Genomic DNA, 19,114 nt, shown 5'->3' on the forward strand with positions numbered 1-19,114 from the left:
CAGTCAGTGCATCCGGCCGAAGAGTGCGATGCTCCCGCCTACGGGCGGGGGCATCGCCATGGTGAAGACCACCGGCGTCGGGTGACAGCCTGAGAGAATCGCCGTGACCCGGATGACGAAGACGAACTAGGGGTGGGATGCGAGCGTATCGGCATTTACTGGGGTTTCGTGGTGTGCCGCGGTTGGTGCTGGCGCTGATCGCGAGCAGGCTGGCGGCACCGATCCTCAACCTCAGCATGTTGCTGGCGATCGTTTCCACGCACGGCTCTTACGCCGTCGGCGGTGCGTCGTTGACCGGATTCTCCATCGCGCTCGCGGTCTGCGTCCCCCTGTCCGGAAGGCTGGTGGACCGGCTTCGTCCCCGCCCTGTCCTCCTCGGAATGCTCGCCGTCCACGCCCTCGCGTACGCGGCGGCGGTGACCGGCATGGCGCAGCAGGCCCCCGCGTGGGTTCTCGTGGGTGCCGCCATCGCCTTGGGGGCGAGCACACCCCCGTCGGCACCGGTCATCCGATCCACGTGGCCCGTGCTCGTGCCCGCCGGACACACCCGGACCGCCTATGCCTTGGACGCAGTACTCAACGAGGTCATGGTGGTGACCGGGACACTGCTGGTCTCGGTCCTCGTCGCGCTCGCCTCCCCCGTGGCCGCCGTGGCGGTGGCCGGGACTTGCACGGTCCTGGGAGTATCGACCCTGGTGACGGTGCCGATTCCGCGCACACAGGCCGGCGCGGAATCGTCGAGTGCGGTGTCCCGGACTCGACGGGTCTTCGGCCCCCTTTCCGACGGACACGTCCGGGTGCTGCTCGGGATCACCGCCTGCGACATGCTGGCGTTCGGCTGCGTCGTCGTCGGGGTTTCGGCCGCGGCGGCTTCCGGCGGGACTCCCGGCCTCTCCGGTGTACTGCTCGGTACCTACTCGGTGGGCGCGGTGGTCAGCGCGCTCGCTTACGGCATACGACGTCGCGAGGGCCGTCCCCGCCGCCAGCTCGTCACCTTCCACACCGCGTCCGCCGTTCTGCTCGTCGCCACGGGGTTCGTGCCCGGACTCCTGCCGGCCGGTGCGGCGTTGCTCGCCGTGGGTCTGGTCAGTGGTCCGCGCGACACGCTGCACCAGATCGTGCTCGGTGAGGTGGCTCCGCCGCGGCAGCGGACCGAAGCGTTCGCGTGGATGAGCACCTTCATGTGGGTGGGCAACGGCATCGGCACGGCCCTCGCCGGGCAGCTCGTGACCTGGAGCGAAGGCGACCACACCACCACGTTCCTGGCCGCCGCGGCCGCCGCCGCCACCGCCGCGGCGTCTTCGTTGTTCCTGCGCTCCACTCTCCGGACCGGCGCGGTCGCATCCTCTGCCTCGACCGCGTCCCCGCGATAGCCCGCGACACGTCTCGACATCCACCGGAAGGAACGAGCCTCATGAACGGTCACCCGCGCAGGACGAGCCGACCCGGTCGCGTCCTGTCCTCGTCGGCTGTCGCGGCCGTCTTACTCGCCACGACCGTGACGACAGCGCCGCACGCAGCCGCGTCCGGGCCGTGGTGGCTGGCGAAAGCGCTGGCGTCCGCGGTGACCGGCCGCCAGGCGTGGCACCACCTGAAGATGATCTCCGAGGCGACGCACGCTCATGGCGGCAACCGCGTTTCCGGTTCCCCAGGCTACGACGCGGCCGCCGAGTACGTGACCAAAACCCTGACCGACGCCGGTTACCGCGTTCAGCGCCAGGAATTCACGTTCCCGGACTACGAGGTGGTCGCGGAAACGGGGACCGAAACCGCCCCGGTCAGCCGGGAGCTGCACCCGCTTCTGGCCTACTTCTCCGTCTCCACTCCCGAGACCGGGGTCTCCGCCGCTCTCGCCGAACCGGCGGGAAGGGCAACAGGATGCGCGCCGGAGGACTACGCCGGCGGCGATGTCACCGGCAAGATCGTGCTCGTCGACGCGGGGGGCTGCGCCACCTCGCTCAAGCAGGTCACCGCTGCCGACGCCGGCGCGATCGCGATGGTGATGAACGTGAACTACGGCAATCCCACGATGAACATCCGGCACCGGGTCGTGCCGCCCGAAACCGCGCGCATCCCCACCGCCACCCTCACCCGTGCCGAGGCCGAAAAGCTGAGAGCCGACGCCGATCAGGGCGAAGTCACCCTTCACCTCGATCTCCGGACCAAGCCGGTCACCACCAAGGGATACAACCTCATCGCCGACACCCCTTCCGGCACCGGAACCCACACGGTCGTCGTCGGATCCCACCTCGACAGTGTCGACACCACCCCCGGATCGAACGACAACGCCGCCGCCGCGGCGATGCAACTGGAGATCGCGCGGCAGCTCGCCCACCACGACGGCAAGGTCGCGAACCGGGTCCGGTTCGCCTGGTGGGACGCCGAAGAGAAGGGCCTCGTCGGATCCCGGTACTACGTCGATCAGCTCAGTCCCCGGCAGCGCGGTGAGACCGGCCTGTACCTGAACCTCGAGATGATCGGCTCACCGAACTTCGCCCGCCAGGTCTACAATGGACGCACGCCCGGCGGGCCTGCCCCGGCGGGGTCGGAACAGATCACGAAGACCATCAACGACTACTTCGCCGGGCGGAACCTTCCCACCGTCGGACTCGAACTCGACGACCGTTCGGATCATTCCCCCTTCATCAAGGCGGGCATCCCCGCCGGTGGCGTCAACGCGGGCGCGGAAGCCCTCAAGCCTGCCGAGTGGGTACCCCTGTTCGGGGGAATCGCGGGGGAAATGCTCGACCACTGCTACCACCAGCCCTGCGACACCCTCGACAACGTCAACCCGGTCATCTTCGACCAGTTCGGCCGGGCCATCGCCTGGACCACCGGACGCTACGCCGTCGAAACCTTGAAACCGGAGAACCGATAGTCGCGTCGACCGTCGAGGTCACCGCCCGCGCTGGACGGCGTCATCGCGTTTCCCCGAAAGCGATCCACAAGCTGGCTATGATCGCCGACGGCACCATGGCAGGCAGCGCCGACCTCGAAGTGGCGGCGCTGCGCTGGGGAATGACCATGGTGGATTCGACCGACCTGAAAGCGTGGCTCTGATGACCGTGTTGACCCTCGAAGACGCCCGGAAGGGCCTCGCCGCGCAACCGTTCAGCGTTCTGCTCGGCGCCCGGGTGACCTCGTTCGGCGACGGCGTGGCGACCCTGGAACTCGACATCCGCGAAGACCTGTTGCAACAGAACGGTTATCTCCACGGCGGCGTACTCGCCTACGCCGCGGACAACGCGATCACCTTCGCGGCGGGAACGACGCTGGGACCGGCCATTCTCACCAGTGGCTTCAGCATCGACTATCTGCGACCCGCCAAGGGAATCCGGCTCGTGGCGGAGGCGCAGGTCCTCTACAGCGGCCGACGGCAGGCCACCTGCCGCTGTGATCTCCGCGTGGTCGGTGAGGACGGAACCACGACGCTCAGTGCCGCGGCGCAAGGAAGCGTGATGACCAGGAATGGCGCGACCTCCTGACCGCCGGACCGCTCATCTCAGCCGTAACCCGGCGGTCAACGGCCCGTAGAGAGTGCGCACGTACGAGTCCGTGAGGTGATTGTCCCGGTACACCACGACGTTGCCGATGACAGCCGGGCACACGTCGCCGACGCAGAGCCACGGAGTCAAGTCGACGACCGTCGAACGCGGCACACGTTCGGCGGCCTCCACCAAGGGATCCTTGTCCGGGCCGAAGGCGACAGCCTGGGCGGTGTCGCATTCCTTGGGCCGGCCGGGGTGGTCTTCCAGGCACCGCGGCGTGTTCTTGGCCGGCCGGGGCACGTCGCGGATCACTCCGGTTCGGATACCGGCGTCGGAGACGCGCCGCAACATGGACTCGTAACCGTCCACGGTCTGCGCGCGCGACTCCCAGCGCCATCCCAGATCCTTGTCGTACGACGCGGGAGACATCGCCGAGGTCACCACGATTTTCGGCTTCAGGGCGAGGATCCCGGCGAGTTCGAGTTCGTTCTGGTCGGAACAGACGGTGAGGCCGGACGGCGCGACAGCGTTGAAGGGGCAGCCGTTGCGCAGCATCATCTTCACCCGCCACTCCGGATGCTCGCGCACGAACCGGGCGAACACCGTGCTGAACATCGCCGCGTGCGAGTCGCCGACCAAGACGAGCGTCTTCGGTGCGGTCGGGGCACCATAGGTGCACTTGTCGCCGGTGGGCGGCCAGTTCTCGATGTCGTATGCGGTGCAGTTGACGGACTGGTCCTTCAGCGGCCAATCCTTTCCCGCCACCGCCGGGTCAGGAGTCAGCGGGACACCTTCCGGCACCGCTTTCGGGTTGTCCCTGTCCAGTGCGAGGGCGCCCGGATGATCTTCGTCGAGGCCGGCGGCCGCCGCGAGGCGATCGAGTTCCGCCGAGGCGTACTGCCACGGTACCGTCGCGGAGACCGTCGTCATCGCGATCATGGCCGCGCCGAGCAGGTAGGCACCGCGGAGCCGGGGCATCCGGAGCCGGAACGGCGGGAACACGGCCCTCCCGCCGCGGAAGGCGTCTTCGACCAAGTGCTTGGACACCACGGCCAGCGCCAGACTCAGCACGAGGGCACCCACCGCCTGTCGCCGCGTCAATTCCGTATCGCCCGCGATCTGAAGGACCACCACGATGACCGGCCAGTGCCACAGGTACAGGCTGTAGGAGATGTCGCCGAGGTAGCGCAGCGGCTGGAGACCGAGCACGACCGCGGTTTCCCGGCGTGCCACTCGCTGACCCGCGGCGACGACCCCGGCCAGCAGCAAGCCGACGGTACCCAGCGTCGGCAGGAGAGCGACGTAGCCCGGGAACGCCATCTCGGTGGTCAGCAGGAACGAACCGACCAGGACGGCGACCAATCCGCCCCAACCGAGAAGCAGCCGGAGCCCGCCCTTGAGACGGATCCGATGGACGGTCATCGCGGTGAGGCCGCCGAGGCCGAGTTCCCACATCCGGGTGGGTGTCACGAAGTAAGCACGGCCGTGGTCGAGTTCGCTGTAGATCACGGAGAACACGAACGACGCGGCGGTGACGAGGGCGACCGCCGTGACGGCGCGGCGTGCGGCCTGCGGGCCGGCCCGGTGAGCCAGGCGAGCGCAGATCAGCAGGACCAAAGGGATGACCAGATAGAACTGCTCTTCGACGCTCAGAGACCAGAAATGCTGGACCGGTGAGACGGCGGCCGTGGCGTGGGCGTAATCGGCGGCCTTGGCGGCCAGCGCCCAGTTATGAACGTTCAGCGACGAGGTGAGAACGTCGCTCATGATGGCGGGCCAGCGTGAGATCGGCAGTAACAGCCAGGTCACGAGCACGGTGCTCAGCAGGACGAGCGAGGCGGCAGGCAGTAGACGCCGGATGCGGCGAGCGTAGAACTGGCGCAGGCGGATGGTCCCGGTGCGGCGTAGTTCGCCGGTGAGGGTGCCGATGATGAGGTAGCCGGAGATGACGAAGAAGACGTCGACACCGATGAAGCCGCCGGGCAGCCATTCCGGCCGAAGGTGATAGACGATCACCAAACCGACCGCCAGCGCACGCAACCCCTGGATGTCCCGGCGCTGGGCGGGTGGCTTGGCCGACACCGCTCTCAGTGGAACCGTTTGTTCGGCCTGCGCGAGCGCCATCACAACAACCTTATCCCGTCGCTTCGGCCGCGCTGGGATAATGACGGCCGCTCACCGAAGAGCGTAGAACGTCGATTCGAAGACCCGCGTTCACCCTCCGGGGTACTGCGGAACCCGGATGAACTGCCACCTCAGAGGCGTCACAGACCTGTGCGCGGCTGGATAGCGAGGACCCCGGACAGGCACGCCTGTCCGGGGTCCTCAGATGCCGAGGTCGAAACGGGCGGATCGCCCGCCGATCACCAGCCGCGTTCGGAAAGGCGGTGGGGCTCCGGGACGTCGTCGACGTTGATCCCGACCATGGCCTCGCCGAGGCCACGCGAAACCTTCGCGATGACGTCCGGGTCGTCGTAGAAGGTGGTGGCCTTGACGATCGCCTCGGCGCGCTGCGCCGGGTTACCCGACTTGAAGATGCCGGAACCGACGAAGACGCCTTCGGCGCCGAGTTGCATCATCATCGCGGCGTCGGCCGGGGTCGCGATGCCACCCGCGGTGAACAGCACGACGGGGAGCTTGCCCTTTTCCGCGACCTCCTTGACGAGGTCGTACGGGGCTTGAAGTTCCTTCGCCGCAACGTAAAGCTCGTCCTCGGGCAGCGAGGAAAGGCGGCGCAGCTCCGCGCGGATCTTGCGCATGTGCGTGGTCGCGTTCGAGACGTCGCCAGTGCCGGCCTCACCCTTGGAGCGGATCATGGCCGCGCCCTCGTTGATCCGCCGCAGCGCCTCGCCGAGGTTGGTCGCACCGCAGACGAACGGCACGGTGAAGGCCCACTTGTCGATGTGGTTCTCGTAGTCGGCGGGGGTCAGCACCTCGGACTCGTCGATGTAGTCGACGCCGAGCGACTGCAGCAGCTGAGCCTCGACGAAGTGACCGATGCGGGCCTTCGCCATGACCGGGATCGAGACGGCCTCGATGATGCCGTCGATCAGGTCCGGGTCACTCATCCGGGCGACGCCGCCCTGCGCGCGGATGTCCGCGGGGACCCGCTCGAGCGCCATCACCGCGACGGCACCGGCGTCTTCGGCGATCTTCGCCTGCTCGGCGGTGACCACGTCCATGATCACACCGCCCTTGAGCATCTCCGCCATCCCGCGCTTGACCCGGGCGGTGCCGGTGAGCGAGGTGGTGGCCGTGTTCGTGGAGTCGTCAGACACTGCTGGACCTTTCGGAAAGCGCACGAGGTGGGGTGACCCTTCCGAGGGTAGGCCGCTTTTGGACCTCTCAGGCAGGCCAGTTCGCGACGATTTCAGCAGTCCACTGGGTGATCTGGCCCGCATTTGGTCCTCTGGTTGCGGTAGTTGCCCGCGCAAGTACCGCAACCAGAGGACTAAATGCGAAAAGGGGGCTAGCGGGCCAGGCCCTGCGCGAAGGCGAACAGGCCGTCCGGGTCGTACTTCCGCGCCACCCGCCGCAGCCGCGGCAGGCTCTCGCCGTAGTACGCCTTCGCCCAGTGCGGCATCTCCGGGTCGATGTAGTTGACGTACCCGGCCGGGATGGGTCAGCATCCTCGAAGTGGCCACATAATCCGCCCGGTCACGGGCCGCGGCCGGGAAGTCAACCTCCTTGGCGAAGGCGCGCATCGAGGCCAAATGGCTTTGTTCGGTCACCTCGCGCGTGGTCGGCTGGGTGCCGACGCGGCGGACGAGGTCGTCGAGCAGCGGGTTCACCTGCGCGGCGGAGCCCACGAAACAGCCACCGCAGTTCACGACCGTCGCGCCGAGTCCCATCCCGGACCACAGTTCGTCCGGCATCACGGGTTGCCACTCCTGCCACGCCGCGACGAGGTCGGCGAGCGCGGCGGGCGGGAAGGAGAGCGCGAAGTTCGTCAGCGTCCGCGCGGCCGCCGTCTGGAAGGTGAACGACGTGACGATGCCGAAGTTGCCGCCGCCACCACCGCGCAACGCCCACAGCAGATCCGGCGCGGTCTCCGCCGATACGAAGCGCAGTTTTCCGTCCGCGCCGACGAAACGCACGGATTCCAGGACATCGCAGGTCAGTCCGTATTTGCGACCCAGGACGCCGACCCCGCCACCGAGGGTCAGCCCGCCGATGCCGGCCCCCGGACAAGTGCCGGCGGGCAGCGCGCGGCCCGCCGCCGCCAGGGCCTCGTACACCTGGCCCAGTACCGCGCCCGCGCCGATCGCCGCCCGGCCACCCGGCAGGATCTCGACCGCGGAAAGGCGGGACAGGTCGACGACGAGCCCGCTGTCCACTATGGAATAACCGGCGTAGCTGTGCCCGCCCGATCGCGCCGCGATCGGCACCTGGTGCTCGGCCGCGAAATCGACACAGCACCGGACGTCGTCCTCGTTCGCGCAGACCGCGATACCGGCGGGAAGCCGATGGTCGTACAGAGAGAAGAAACCGAGCCGCGCTTCGTCATAGCCGGGCTCGCCGGGCCGAAACAGCGTGCCCCCGAGCCGGACGCGCAGCCGTTCCCACTCGTCTCCACCGCCGGCCCCGGGGATCACCGCCATCGCCGGAACCGCGCCCGCCAGCCGCAACACCGTCCGTCTGTCGAGCTCCATCGCTCTCCCCACCGTTGGATTCGATTCGGATTCGCCTCCAGGTGTCCACCATCGAGCATAGCGACGGTCGACATTCGGGGGGTCCATCGCCGGTCGCCTTGCCGCGACGGCCGTCGCGGGTGTGTGATCGAGGACACACCTGTTACCGGCGTCGTGTGGTGAGGAGACCGGCATGGCCGACAAACAGAGCAAGAACGGGGACTCCGGGGCCGCCGTCGCTGTGGACGACCCGGTGAAAGTGCGCAACGTGGTCCTGGTCGGCCCCTCGGGATCCGGCAAGACGACACTCGCCGAAGCCTTGCTCGCCGCGTCCGGCACGGTGACGCGGGCGGGCTCCGTCGTGGAGGGCACCACGGTGTGCGACCACGACCCCGCCGCGGTCCGGCAGCAGCGGTCGGTCGGCCTTGCGGTCGCGCCGGTGCTGCACCAGGGCCACAAGATCAATCTCATCGACACCCCCGGATACGCCGATTTCGTCGGCGAACTGCGCGCCGGGCTCCGTGCCGCCGACGCGGCGCTGTTCGTGGTCTGCGCCGCGGAAGGCGTCGACGCGGCCACGGTCGCGGTGTGGGAGGAATGCGCGGCCGTCGGAATGCCGAGGGCGGTGGTCGTCTCCCGGCTCGACCATCACCGCGCCGACCCCGAAGGCGAGATCGCGGCCTGCCAAGCGGCCTTCGGCGCCGGCGTCCTGCCGCTGTATCTGCCCGCTCGGGAGGGACTCGTCGGGCTGATCACACGTCGCTACTTCGACTATTCGGAGGGCTACCCGCCCAAGATCGGCGAGCCGGACGAGGCCGATCTCGCCAGGATCGGCGAGGCACGCAACGAACTGATCGAAGGTGTCATCGCCGAGAGCGAAGACGAGTCCCTGATGGACCGGTACCTCGCCGGTGAGGAGATCGCCGAGGACACGCTGATCGCCGACCTCGAGACCGCCGTCGCGCGCGGGTCCTTCCATCCGGTGATCCCGGTGTGCGCGACCACCGGGGTCGGGCTCGCCGAAGTCCTCGACGGCATCGTGCGCGCCTTCCCGTCACCGCTGGAGCATGTCCCGCCGGAGGTCACCTCCCCCACCGGCGAGCCGCACGCGAGCCTCCGCGCCGATCCCGACGGCCCGCTGGCCGCCGAGGTGGTCCGGACCGCGGTCGACTCGTACGTCGGCCGGGTGTCGCTCGTGCGGGTGTTTTCCGGAACGCTTCGCCCGGAACGCCCGGTGCACGTCTCGGGCCACGGGCTCGCCGAACGCGGGCACGAGGATCACGACGCCGACGAACGGGTCGCGCACCTGTACTCGCCGCTCGGCGCCAACCTGCGCGAAGTCCCGTACTGCGTCGCGGGCGACCTCTGCGCGCTCACCAAGGTCGGCTCGGCCGAAACGGGTGACACCGTTTCCTCGCCGGACGATCCGCTGATCATGAAGCCGTGGACGATGCCGGAACCGCTGCTGCCGGTCGCCGTCATCGCCAAGACACGCAGCGACGAGGACACCCTGGCGCGCAACCTTTCTCGGCTGGTCGCGGGCGATCCGACGCTACGGCTGGACCGCAACGCCGAGACCAACCAGCTCGTGCTGTGGTGCATGGGTGAGGCGCACGCCGACGTCGTGCTGTCGCGGCTGCGCGCGGGAGGCGCCGAGGTGGACACCGAACCCGTCCGCATCAGCCTGCGTTCGACGTTCGCCGGGCCGGGCCGTGGGCACGGGCGGCACGTCAAACAGTCCGGCGGCCACGGCCAGTTCGCCGTCTGCGACATCGAGGTCCAGCCGCTGCCGCGGGGTTCGGGCTTCGAGTTCGTCGACAAGGTCGTCGGCGGCTCGGTGCCCCACCAGTTCATCCCGAGTGTCGAAAAGGGAGTCAGGGCCCAAGCGCAGCGGGGGCTGGTCGACGGCCATCCGCTGATCGACATCCGGGTGACCCTGGTCGACGGCAAGGCGCACAGTGTCGATTCGTCGGACGCGGCGTTCCAGACCGCGGGCGCGTTGGCGCTCAAGGAAGCCGCCGCGGCCGCGAAGATCGTGTTGCTCGAACCACTCGAAGAGGTGGCGGTGCGGCTTCCGGATGAGCACCTGGGCACCGTGCTGGGTGATCTGTCGTCCCGGCGTGGCCGCGTGCTCGGCACCGAATCGGGTGAGGGCGGCCGCACGGTCATCCGCGCCGAGGTACCCGCCGCGGAACTGCTGCGCTACGCGATCGACCTACGCTCGCTGACCTCGGGCACGGCGACGTTCACCCGCAAGCACGCCCGGTTCGAACCCATGCCGGAAGGAGCCGTGGCCCGCTGAACCACCGCATTTCGTCCTCTGAATGCGGTGGTTGGCGACACGAACTACCGCATGCAGAGGCTAATCGCCGGGCGGCGGGAACTCGAAGCCGCCCGGACGGCCGTTCCGGTCGGCGAGCAGGCCGGCCAAGGTCGCGACGGCGATCTCGGGCGGCGTGCGCGAGCCGATGTTCAAGCCGACTGGACGCTGCACGCGCGCGATCTGGTTCTCCGGGACATCCAGTGCCTTGAGCGCGGCGACGTGCGGCCCGACCCGGCGTGGATTGCCCAGCACCCCGACCCAGCGGGCCGGGTGGTCGAGCACGGCCTTGAGCACCTCGCCGAGTTCGGGCCGGTTGTGGTCGGTGACGACCACGTCGGTGCCCGCTCCGAGGCCCGGCACCGTCGAGACGGCTTCGAAGCCGTTCGCGACATCCGTCGCCCGCGCGCCGTCCGGCTCGAACAACACCGTCGTGTACCCGAGATCCTTGCCGTAGCGCAGGAGGTACGACGCCACCGGCGTCGCGAACACCGCTACCAACACCCGCTGTTCGTCGCTCACGCGCCCATCTTCCCGCATTCCGTCCCCTCTGGGCGCGCTCTATGCACGCGCAACCACCGCGTTCAGTCCTCTAAATGCGGTAGTTGGCCACACGAACTACCGCATGCAGAGGACTGAATGCGGGACTGGGCGCGGGGGTCAGAGTTCGGGTTCGGCGATTTCGAAGTACTCCGGGAGCCGCGCGGTCCCGGCGAGGCCGAAGTACCGGACCTTCCGCCGCCGTCGAAGATGCAGCGTGTCCCGGACGGCGTCGTTGTGCACCCGCCGCGCGATGACGACGCGGTGCTCGGCGTCGGTCAGCTCCTCGGCCAACGGCGCGGGCAACGTCGTCCGGTCGACGTGCGCCAGCCGCAGCGTCAGTTCGCTTTCCTCGCCTTCGCGATCCGGGCGCTCGGCGTGCTCGGCCCGTTCGGCCAGCGCGCGCAATTCCTCGTCACCCAGGATCGCGGCGGCCGCCCTGGCGACGACGGCGCGCCGCGCGAGGGCCGCGTCGAGCGCCGCCCACCCCGCGTCCGTGCGCACGTGCAGCCGGTCGAGCCGGTTCGCCGTCGCGAGCAGGAACAGCCCGCCCAGCACCACGATCACGGCCACCAGGCCGCCGATCCACAACCACGTCGTCACCGGCTGAACTCGCGTTCGCCCGCGCCGACCCGCCGGGGGTCGGCGGCGATCGCCGTCTCGTACACCCGCAGGACCTGCGTGGTGACCACGGACCAGTCGAACATCGCGACCCGCTCCCCCGCGGCCGCGGCCAGCGACACCCGTCGCGCCGGATCACCGAGCAGCTCACGCAACCCGGCGGCCAGCGCGGCCGCGTCACCGGTTTCGGCCAGCATCCCGGCCTTGCCGTCGTCGAGCACCCGGCGGAACGAGTCCAGCCCGCTCGCCAGTACCGGCGTGCCCGCCGCCATCGCCTCGGTGAGGATCATCCCGAAACTCTCGCCGCCCGTGTTCGGCGCGCAGTAGACGTCGACGCTGCGCAGTGCCCGCGCCTTCGTCTCGTCGTCGACCTGGCCCAGCAGATCGATATGCGACGCGAGTTCCGGCCCGGCCTCGCGCCGGAGCTGCTCCGCGTCACCGCGGCCGACCACCAGCATCCGCAGGTCTTCGAACTCCGGCAGCAGGATCCGCAACGCCTCCAGCAGCACACCCATCCCCTTGCGAGGCTCGGTGTACCGTCCGACGAAGCCGACCGTGCCGCCCGCTCGCGGGTAGCCATCCAGAGGGAGCGCGCGGGAGAAGAAGTCGACGTCGACGCCGTTGGGCACCTCGACCGCGTCACCGCCGGCGTGCTCGACCTGCACGCGGCGAGCCAGCGCCGACACCGCGATCCGCGCCGTGATCTTCTCCAGCAGCGGCCGCAGCACCGGCTGGAAGGCCGCCAGCGTGCGCGAACGAGTCGTCGCGGTGTGGAAGGTCGCCACGATCGGACCGTCCGCGACCTTCAACGCCAGCAAGGAAAGACTCGGCGCGGCGGGCTCGTGCAGGTGGAGGACGTCGAACTCGCCGTCACGGATCCAGCGCCGCACCCTGGCGTAGGACACCGGGCCGAACTGCAGCCGCGCGACCGAGCCGTTGTACGGGATGCCGAGCGCCTTCCCCGCGGGGACGACGAAATCCGGGACGTCGGAATCCTCGTCGGCCGGCGCGAGCACCGATACCTCGTGCCCGCGTGCGAGCAGCGCCTTCGCGAGATCGATGACGTGTCCCTGTACCCCGCCCGGCACGTCGAACGAGTACGGACAGACGATCCCGATCTTCATGACCCGCGCCTGAGCCATCGGCTCAGCTCGCTTCGCCGAGGTCGGCCCGTTCCCCGGGTTCGAGATCGGAGAGCCAGAACTTCTGCATCATGTGCCAGTCGGCCGGATGCGCGGCGATGTCGCCGGCGAAGATGTCCGCGAGCGCCTGGGTGGCCGCCGGGACCTCGGAGCGGTTCGTGACCCGGATCCGCGGGTGCAGCCGGATCTGCCAGCCGTTCTCGGTGAACCAGCAGCCGGCCGGGATCAACGCGGCACCGGTGGTTGCGGCCAGCCGCGCCGGTCCGCCGGGCATCCGGGTCTGCTCGCCGAAGAACTTGACCGGGACACCCGATTTCGTCAGGTCCCTGTCCCCCACCAGGCAGATCGCCTTGTTCTCCCGCAGCCGTTTGAGCAGGACGCGCATCGCGGAACTGTCGCCGGTCAGCGGCACGATCTCGAAACCGAGCGATTCCCGATAGGACACGAACCGCTGGTACAACGACTCGGGTTTCAACCGCTCCGCGACCGTGGTGAAACCACCGAGGTAATCCGCGAGCCAGACCCCCGCCGCGTCCCAGTTCCCGCTGTGCGGCAGCGCCATCACCGCGCCGTTGCCCTCGGCCAGCGCGGCGTCGAGGTTCTCGACGCCGGTGATCGACTGGGCGACCTTGCGGCTGACCTCCTTGTGGTCCATCGAAGGCAGCCGGAACATCTCGTGCCAGTAGCGGGCGTAGGACCGCATCGCGCGGCGGGTCAGTTCGTCCAGTTCGGCCTCGTCGGCCTGTGGCACGACCCGGGCGAGGTTGCTCCGCAGCTGGCGCACCCCGCCGCCGTCGCGCCGGACGGCGAGGTCGGCGCCGAGCCCGAAGGTCACCGAGCCGACCTGCTCCGGCAGCCAGCGCGCGAGCCGCCACCCCGCCGCGTAGCCCCAATCGCCGAGTCGCTGGGAGAACCCGCTCATGACCCGCCTTCCGTGGCGGGTGGCCCGGCCGCTTTGGCGGCCCTCGCCGCCTTGGCCACCGCGGCCGTCCGCTGCAGCAGGGTGATCACCGAGAGCACCGCGAGCAGCCAGAGGGTGATGTCCACGGTGTACGGAACGCCGAGACCGTGCAGTCCGGTTCCCACAAGGGCGATGATCAGCCGTTCGGCACGCTCGACGAGCCCGCCGTCGGCCTCCAGCCCGGAGGCCTCGGCGCGGGCCTTGACGTAGGAGATGACCTGCGCGAGCACCAGGCAGATCAGCGCGGCGGCCGCGGCGGGGCGATTGTCGTCGTGGACGAAGCACCACCACGCGATGGCGGCGAACAACGCGCCGTCGACCAGTCGGTCGCAGGTCGCATCCAGGACGGCCCCGAACGCCGTGCCGTAGCCGCGGGCGCGGGCCATCGCGCCGTCGAGCAGGTCCAGCATCGCGAAGCCCCACACGGTGAAAGTGCCCCACAGCAGCATGTCGTTGGGGAAGAACGCGAGCGCGCACAGCACCGCACCGGCCGTGCCGATGACGGTCATCGCGTTCGGGGTCAGACCGGCGCGGACGAGCACCTTCCCCATGGGGTCGGTGACGCGGGAAACGGAGGCGCGCGCGAAAATGTTGAGCATCGGTTCTTCAGGTGCACCTAAGCAGCAGGGTCGGATGGGTGCCCGAAGCCTATCCACCCGCACCGACACCTGTCGCCGTGCCTGCCCTGGACCGGCTTTTCCTCAGTCCGCTTCGGCCAGTTCGGGTGTGTCCCGAAGGTCGCCGGATTCCTCCCGCAAGGCCAGTTCCGCCTCGGCGGCGGCGCATTTCGGCGAGAGCCGGGCCAGCACGGCGGCGCTGATCTCCCCGAGCGCTTCGACCTGTTCGGGGGTCAACGGGTCGAAGAGGCTCTCGCGGACGGCCTCGACGTGCCCGGGAGCCGCCTCCTCCAGCGCGGCGAAACCTTCGGCGGTGAGCACCGCCCACGAACCGCGTTTGTCGGTGGGACAGGACTCACGCCGCACCCAGCCGTTCGCTTCGAGTCGCGCGACCGCGTGCGACAACCTGCTGCGTGACGCCTTGCGCGCGTCCGCGAGTTCGCTCATGCGCAGGCGGCGGCCCGGCGCCTCGGACAGAGCGACGAGCACTTCGTAGTAGGTGTGGGGCATGCCCGCCTCGTGCTGAAGCTGGCCCTCCAGATGCGCTTGCAGCATCCGCGTGGCCGCGGAGAAGTCGCGCCAGACTTTTTGCTCCTCGTCGGAGAGCCATCGGGGTTCGGACATGCCACCCATACTACCCCTGGTTGAACGCTCAACCAAATTGCGCTACAGTCCTTGTTGAGCGCTCAACAAGCCGAGGGCTCGCCACCGGCAGACCACAGACTTTGGAGATCGACTTCCATGACCACCACCGAAATCCCGGGCTACGTCGCAGGCAAGTGGACGATCGACACCGCGCACTCCGACATCGCTTACACCGTGAAGCACCTCGGCCTGGCGAAGTCCCGGGGCAACTTCACCGCCTTCACCGGTGAGGTCGTCACCGCCGACAACATCCTGGACTCCTCGGTCACCGTCGAAATCGACGCCTCCTCGGTCGCCAGCGGTGTCGACGGGCGTGACACGCACCTGAAGTCCGAGGACTTCTTCCACGTCGACGAGCACCCGGTCATCACCTTCCGCTCGACCGGCATCCGTGAGGACGGCGGCGACTACGTCATCGACGGCGAGCTCACCTGGCGCGGCAAGACCGTCCCGGTCTCGCTCGAAGCCGAGTTCAACGGCATCGGCACCAACCCGGCCAACAACAACGCCACCACGCTCGGCGTCTCGGCCACCGCCACCGTGAACCGCCGCGACTTCGGCATCGGCCCGGAGGGCAACGCCTTCCTGTCCGAGAAGGTGAAGATCGACATCGAACTGCAGGCCGCGCTCAACTCCTGAGCCCACGCCTCCGTAAGTACGTGAAGGCCTCCTTCACTGCGTCTAGCGCAGTGAAGGAGGCCTTCACGTACTTGCCGCTGAACTACCAGGCCCCGGCCAGCAGTTTCCGCGTCTCCCCCAGCAGCTGCGGCAACACCTTCGTATGCCCGATCACCGGCATGAAGTTCGCGTCGCCACCCCACCGCGGCACCACGTGCTGATGCAGATGCGCGGCGATGCCCGCGCCGGCGATCACGCCCTGGTTCATCCCGATGTTGAACCCGTGCGCCGAGGACACCTCCCGGATCACCCGCATCGCGTGCTGGGTGAACTCCGCCAGTTCGACGGTCTCTTCCGCCGTCAGGTCCGTGTAGTCCGCGACATGGCGGTACGGCACGGCCATCAGGTGGCCGGGGTTGTACGGGTACAGGTTCAGTACCGCGTAGACGTTCTTCCCCCGCGCGAGGATCAGCGCGTCCTCGTCACTCTTCTCGGGGAGATGGCAGAACGGACAGCCCTCGTCGGGTTTCTTCGACCCTTGCACGTAGGCGAGCCGGTGCGGGGTCCACAGACGCTGCAACGCGTCCGGGACCCCCACACCGTCCTGTCCGACGACTTCCGGGCCATCGGGGCCCGTCACCGGAGGACCGCCTCCAAGCCCGCCACCGTCGGCGAGGAGTTCTCACGACGCTGGATCCATCCGGCGATCGCCTCGACCGCGTCGGCCACCGGGACGCCGTTGATCTGGCCGCCGTCGCGGAACCGGAACGAGACCGCGCCCGCCTCGACGTCCTTCGCGCCCGCCAGGAGCATGAAGGGCACCTTCTGCGTGGTGTGGGTGCGGATCTTCTTCTGCATCCGGTCGTCACTCGCGTCGACGTTGATCCGGACCCCCTTGGCCCGCAACGCCTTCTCGACCTCGCGCAGATGCTCGACCTGGTCCTCGGTGATCGGGATGCCGACCACCTGTACCGGCGAAAGCCACGCCGGGAACGCGCCGGCGTAGTGCTCGGTCAGCACGCCGAAGAACCGCTCGATCGAGCCGAACAGCGCGCGGTGGATCATCACCGGACGCTGACGGCTGCCGTCGGCCGCGGTGTACTCCAGCTCGAACTTGTCGGGCAGCATGAAGTCCAGCTGGATGGTGGACATCTGCCAGGTGCGGCCCAGCGCGTCCTTCGCCTGGACGGAGATCTTCGGCCCGTAGAACGCCGCGCCGCCCGGATCCGGCACCAGCTCCAGTCCGGAGTCGAGGGCGGCGGTGCGCAGCACCTCGGTGGCCTCGGCCCACACCTCGTCGGAACCGATGTACTTCTCATCGTTCCGAGTGGACAGTTCGAGGTAGAAGTCGTCGAGACCGTAGTCGCGCAACAGGTTCAGCACGAAGTCCAAAAGGGACTTCAGCTCACCGGGGACCTGCTCCAGGGTGCAGAAGATGTGCGCGTCGTCCTGCGTCATGCCCCGGACGCGAGTGAGCCCGTGGATCACGCCGGACTTCTCGTAGCGGTACACCGAACCGAACTCGAACATCCGCAGCGGCAGTTCCCGGTAGGAACGCCCGCGCGAGCGGAAGATCAGGTCGTGGAACGGGCAGTTCATCGGCTTGAGGTAGTAGTCCTGGCCGGGCTTGCGGACCGAACCGTCCTCGTTGTGCTCGGCGTCGAGGTGCATCGCCGGGTACATGCCGTCGCGGTACCAGTCGAGGTGACCGGAGGTCTCGAACAGCGCGCCCTTGGTGATGTGCGGCGAGTAGACGAACTCGTAGCCCGCCTCGACGTGCCGCTGACGCGAGTAGTTCTCCATTTCCTGCCGGATGATCCCGCCCTTGGGGTGGAACACGGGCAGCCCGGAGCCGATCTCGTCGGGGAAGGAGAACAGGTCCAGCTCGACGCCGAGCTTGCGGTGGTCGCGCCGCTCGGCCTCGGCGAGGCGCTCCAGGTAGACGTCCTGCGCCTCGGCGGATTCCCAAGCGGTGCCGTAGATCCGCTGCAGCTGCGGGTTCTTGTCGTCGCCGCGCCAGTACGCGGCGGCGACGCGGGTGAGCTTGAACGCCGGGATGAACTTGGTGGTCGGCACGTGCGGGCCGCGGCAGAGGTCGCTCCACACGCGCTCCTTGGTGCGCGGGTCGAGGTTGTCGTAGATGGTCAGCTCGCCGCCGCCGACCTCCATCACCTCGGAGGTGTCCACATCGGACTTGATGTCGACCAGTTCGAGCTTGAACGGCTCGTCGACCAGTTCCTTCTTGGCCTCGTCGACCGAGTCGAAGACGCGGCGGGAGAACTGCTGCGCGCCCTTCACGATCTGCTTCATGCGCTTTTCCAGCGCCTGCAGGTCTTCCGGGGTGAACGGGGTGTCGACGGCGAAGTCGTAGTAGAAGCCGTCCTTGACCGGCGGGCCGATGCCGAGCTTGGCCTGCGGGAACTGCTGCTGCACGGCCTGCGCGAGCACGTGGGCGGCCGAGTGACGGATGACGCTGCGGCCGTCTTCGGTGTTCGCGGCGACGGCCTCGACCTCGACCTCGGACTCCGGGGCCCAGGCGAGATCGCGGAGGTTGCCCTCGGCGTCGCGCACGACGACGATCGTGTCCGGCCCCTTGGTCGGCAGCCCGGCTTCGCGGACCGCGGTGCCCGCCGTAGTGCCCGCCGGTACCACCACGCGCGGGGCGGTTGCGGCTGCTCCTGACGACGGCTGGGGCACGATGACTCCTTAGTTCAATCAACTCGGATATGCGTGATGTTAGTCGTCAGGCGCGACGCGGCTCACGCGCATTACCCCAAGCACCACGAAGGCCCCCTTCCCATCGGAAGGAGGCCTTCGCGCAGCGCGGAACGAGATCAGACGGTCTCGACGACCTCGTCGAAGTCCAGTCGCGGCAGACGGTCGAACCAGGGGTTGTCGCCCGGCTTGCCGACGTTGATCACGACGAGGGACTTCCACGGCTTGTCCGCGAAGAACTCCTTGTCGATGCCTTCGGCGTCGAAACCGGTCATCGGGCCGGCGGCCAGCCCGGCGGCGCGCACGCCGATGATGAAGTAGCCGACCTGCAGCAGTGCGTTCAGCTTGGCGGTCTCGACCCGGCCCGCCTCGTCGGCGAACAGGTCCTTGGCTCCGGGGAAGTGCGGGAACGTCCGCGGGAGGTTCTCGTGGAACTCGGTGTCGGCGGCCAGGACGACGGTCACCGGCGCGGCCTCGGTCTTGGCGCGGTTGCCCTCGGACATCAGCGGCGCGAGGCGCTTCTTGCCCTCTTCGGTGCGGATGACCAGCGCGCGCAGCGGCTGGTTGTTCATCGACGTCGGGGCCCACTTGACCAGCTCGTAGATCGCGCGGATCTGCTCGTCGGTCACCGGCTCGTCGCTGAAGCTGTTCGCCGTGCGGGCTTCGCGGAACAACAGGTCCTGGACGTCCTGCGGGAGGCGCAGGGCTTCGGTCGACTCAACGCTGGTGGTCATGGGTGGATCTTCCTTCCGTACGCTTGCCTGTACCCCTCCCAACCTAGTTGAGCGCTGAACTATTTCTCGTTCAACTATCACT

16 protein-coding genes and 1 pseudogene are annotated in these 19,114 nt (G+C 68.7%); 5 read left to right on the forward strand and 12 right to left on the reverse strand.

The features are described from left to right. Positions 1-173: 173 nt before the first annotated feature. The 3 genes from AVL48_RS12120 to AVL48_RS12130 all read left to right on the forward strand — a co-directional run bounded on the left by AVL48_RS12120 (position 174) and on the right by AVL48_RS12130 (position 3,485). On the forward strand, positions 174-1,373 hold the full coding sequence (locus AVL48_RS12120; protein WP_061982850.1) for an MFS transporter: 1,200 nt from the start codon (positions 174-176) through the stop codon (positions 1,371-1,373). Between the two features lie 41 nt (positions 1,374-1,414). Continuing rightward, on the forward strand, positions 1,415-2,878 hold the full coding sequence (locus AVL48_RS12125) for a M28 family peptidase (protein WP_082857620.1): 1,464 nt from the start codon (positions 1,415-1,417) through the stop codon (positions 2,876-2,878). 181 nt (positions 2,879-3,059) lie between these two features. Continuing rightward, the gene (locus tag AVL48_RS12130; protein WP_061982849.1) at positions 3,060-3,485 is read left to right on the forward strand and encodes a PaaI family thioesterase; all 426 of its coding nucleotides are present in this window, start codon (positions 3,060-3,062) and stop codon (positions 3,483-3,485) included. A gap of 12 nt (positions 3,486-3,497) precedes the next feature. On the opposite strand, the gene AVL48_RS12135 is transcribed toward AVL48_RS12130, so the two are convergent. The 3 genes and pseudogenes from AVL48_RS12135 to AVL48_RS12145 all read right to left on the reverse strand — a co-directional run bounded on the left by AVL48_RS12135 (position 3,498) and on the right by AVL48_RS12145 (position 8,140). Beyond that, entirely contained in the window at positions 3,498-5,612 is a 2,115-nt protein-coding gene (locus AVL48_RS12135; protein ID WP_061982848.1) for an acyltransferase family protein, read from the reverse strand. A 239-nt stretch (positions 5,613-5,851) separates the two neighbouring features. Further along, complete coding sequence (gene pdxS / locus AVL48_RS12140) at positions 5,852-6,766, reverse strand: pyridoxal 5'-phosphate synthase lyase subunit PdxS (protein WP_034307818.1); 915 nt, start codon at positions 6,764-6,766, stop codon at positions 5,852-5,854. Positions 6,767-6,957: 191 nt separating this feature from the next. Next, positions 6,958-8,140, reverse strand: a pseudogene (locus AVL48_RS12145) (FAD-binding oxidoreductase). Positions 8,141-8,312: 172 nt separating this feature from the next. On the opposite strand from AVL48_RS12145, the gene AVL48_RS12150 reads away from it, so the two are divergent. Continuing rightward, the gene (locus AVL48_RS12150) at positions 8,313-10,421 is read left to right on the forward strand and encodes an elongation factor G-like protein EF-G2 (RefSeq protein ID WP_061982847.1); all 2,109 of its coding nucleotides are present in this window, start codon (positions 8,313-8,315) and stop codon (positions 10,419-10,421) included. A 60-nt stretch (positions 10,422-10,481) separates the two neighbouring features. Here AVL48_RS12150 and AVL48_RS12155 read toward each other — a convergent pair whose 3' ends face one another. The 6 genes from AVL48_RS12155 to AVL48_RS12180 all read right to left on the reverse strand — a co-directional run bounded on the left by AVL48_RS12155 (position 10,482) and on the right by AVL48_RS12180 (position 14,944). Next, positions 10,482-10,961: an XdhC family protein gene (locus tag AVL48_RS12155; protein ID WP_244162572.1), complete on the reverse strand. Its 480-nt coding sequence runs from the start codon at positions 10,959-10,961 to the stop codon at positions 10,482-10,484. A 138-nt stretch (positions 10,962-11,099) separates the two neighbouring features. After that, the gene (locus AVL48_RS12160; RefSeq protein ID WP_061982845.1) at positions 11,100-11,582 is read right to left on the reverse strand and encodes a hypothetical protein; all 483 of its coding nucleotides are present in this window, start codon (positions 11,580-11,582) and stop codon (positions 11,100-11,102) included. Next, positions 11,579-12,724: a glycosyltransferase family 4 protein gene (locus AVL48_RS12165; RefSeq protein ID WP_061982900.1), complete on the reverse strand. Its 1,146-nt coding sequence runs from the start codon at positions 12,722-12,724 to the stop codon at positions 11,579-11,581. Before AVL48_RS12165 ends, AVL48_RS12160 begins: the two co-directional genes overlap by 4 nt. Before the next feature lie 22 nt (positions 12,725-12,746). Continuing rightward, a complete protein-coding gene (locus AVL48_RS12170) occupies positions 12,747-13,664 on the reverse strand; it encodes a phosphatidylinositol mannoside acyltransferase (protein ID WP_061982844.1) in 918 nt (305 codons plus the stop codon). Continuing rightward, complete coding sequence (pgsA, locus tag AVL48_RS12175; RefSeq protein ID WP_037307085.1) at positions 13,661-14,302, reverse strand: phosphatidylinositol phosphate synthase; 642 nt, start codon at positions 14,300-14,302, stop codon at positions 13,661-13,663. Before pgsA ends, AVL48_RS12170 begins: the two co-directional genes overlap by 4 nt. A 102-nt stretch (positions 14,303-14,404) precedes the next feature. After that, complete coding sequence (locus AVL48_RS12180) at positions 14,405-14,944, reverse strand: MarR family winged helix-turn-helix transcriptional regulator (RefSeq protein WP_061982843.1); 540 nt, start codon at positions 14,942-14,944, stop codon at positions 14,405-14,407. 117 nt (positions 14,945-15,061) lie between these two features. Here AVL48_RS12180 and AVL48_RS12185 point away from each other — a divergent pair, with 117 nt between their 5' ends. Next, entirely contained in the window at positions 15,062-15,604 is a 543-nt protein-coding gene (locus tag AVL48_RS12185; RefSeq protein ID WP_061982842.1) for a YceI family protein, read from the forward strand. A gap of 82 nt (positions 15,605-15,686) precedes the next feature. On the opposite strand, the gene AVL48_RS12190 is transcribed toward AVL48_RS12185, so the two are convergent. From AVL48_RS12190 to AVL48_RS12200, 3 genes are all read right to left on the reverse strand, one after another. Continuing rightward, positions 15,687-16,223, reverse strand: coding sequence for an HIT family protein (locus AVL48_RS12190; protein ID WP_061982841.1), 537 nt, complete (start codon positions 16,221-16,223; stop codon positions 15,687-15,689). Then, a complete protein-coding gene (gene thrS / locus AVL48_RS12195) occupies positions 16,220-18,280 on the reverse strand; it encodes a threonine--tRNA ligase (protein WP_061982840.1) in 2,061 nt (686 codons plus the stop codon). Before thrS ends, AVL48_RS12190 begins: the two co-directional genes overlap by 4 nt. Positions 18,281-18,417: 137 nt before the next feature. Next, positions 18,418-19,032 (reverse strand): malonic semialdehyde reductase, encoded by a 615-nt coding sequence (locus tag AVL48_RS12200; RefSeq protein ID WP_061982839.1) that lies wholly within the window; start codon positions 19,030-19,032, stop codon positions 18,418-18,420. Positions 19,033-19,114: the final 82 nt, after the last annotated feature.

It is taken from the genome of Amycolatopsis regifaucium (assembly GCF_001613935.1).
In the GTDB taxonomy this organism is placed as follows: domain Bacteria; phylum Actinomycetota; class Actinomycetes; order Mycobacteriales; family Pseudonocardiaceae; genus Amycolatopsis; species Amycolatopsis regifaucium.

What these genes read in the sequence shown, in the direction of transcription:
- AVL48_RS12125 (WP_082857620.1), top strand. Translation starts at nt 1,415, where the DNA reads ATGAACGGTCACCCGCGCAGGACGAGCCGACCCGGTCGCGTCCTGTCC.
- AVL48_RS12130 (WP_061982849.1), top strand. Translation starts at nt 3,060, where the DNA reads ATGACCGTGTTGACCCTCGAAGACGCCCGGAAGGGCCTCGCCGCGCAA.
- AVL48_RS12135 (WP_061982848.1), bottom strand. Translation starts at nt 5,612, where the DNA reads ATGGCGCTCGCGCAGGCCGAACAAACGGTTCCACTGAGAGCGGTGTCG.
- AVL48_RS12150 (WP_061982847.1), top strand. Translation starts at nt 8,313, where the DNA reads ATGGCCGACAAACAGAGCAAGAACGGGGACTCCGGGGCCGCCGTCGCT.
- AVL48_RS12165 (WP_061982900.1), bottom strand. Translation starts at nt 12,724, where the DNA reads ATGAAGATCGGGATCGTCTGTCCGTACTCGTTCGACGTGCCGGGCGGG.
- AVL48_RS12170 (WP_061982844.1), bottom strand. Translation starts at nt 13,664, where the DNA reads ATGAGCGGGTTCTCCCAGCGACTCGGCGATTGGGGCTACGCGGCGGGG.
- pgsA (WP_037307085.1), bottom strand. Translation starts at nt 14,302, where the DNA reads ATGCTCAACATTTTCGCGCGCGCCTCCGTTTCCCGCGTCACCGACCCC.
- AVL48_RS12180 (WP_061982843.1), bottom strand. Translation starts at nt 14,944, where the DNA reads ATGTCCGAACCCCGATGGCTCTCCGACGAGGAGCAAAAAGTCTGGCGC.
- AVL48_RS12185 (WP_061982842.1), top strand. Translation starts at nt 15,062, where the DNA reads ATGACCACCACCGAAATCCCGGGCTACGTCGCAGGCAAGTGGACGATC.
- AVL48_RS12200 (WP_061982839.1), bottom strand. Translation starts at nt 19,032, where the DNA reads ATGACCACCAGCGTTGAGTCGACCGAAGCCCTGCGCCTCCCGCAGGAC.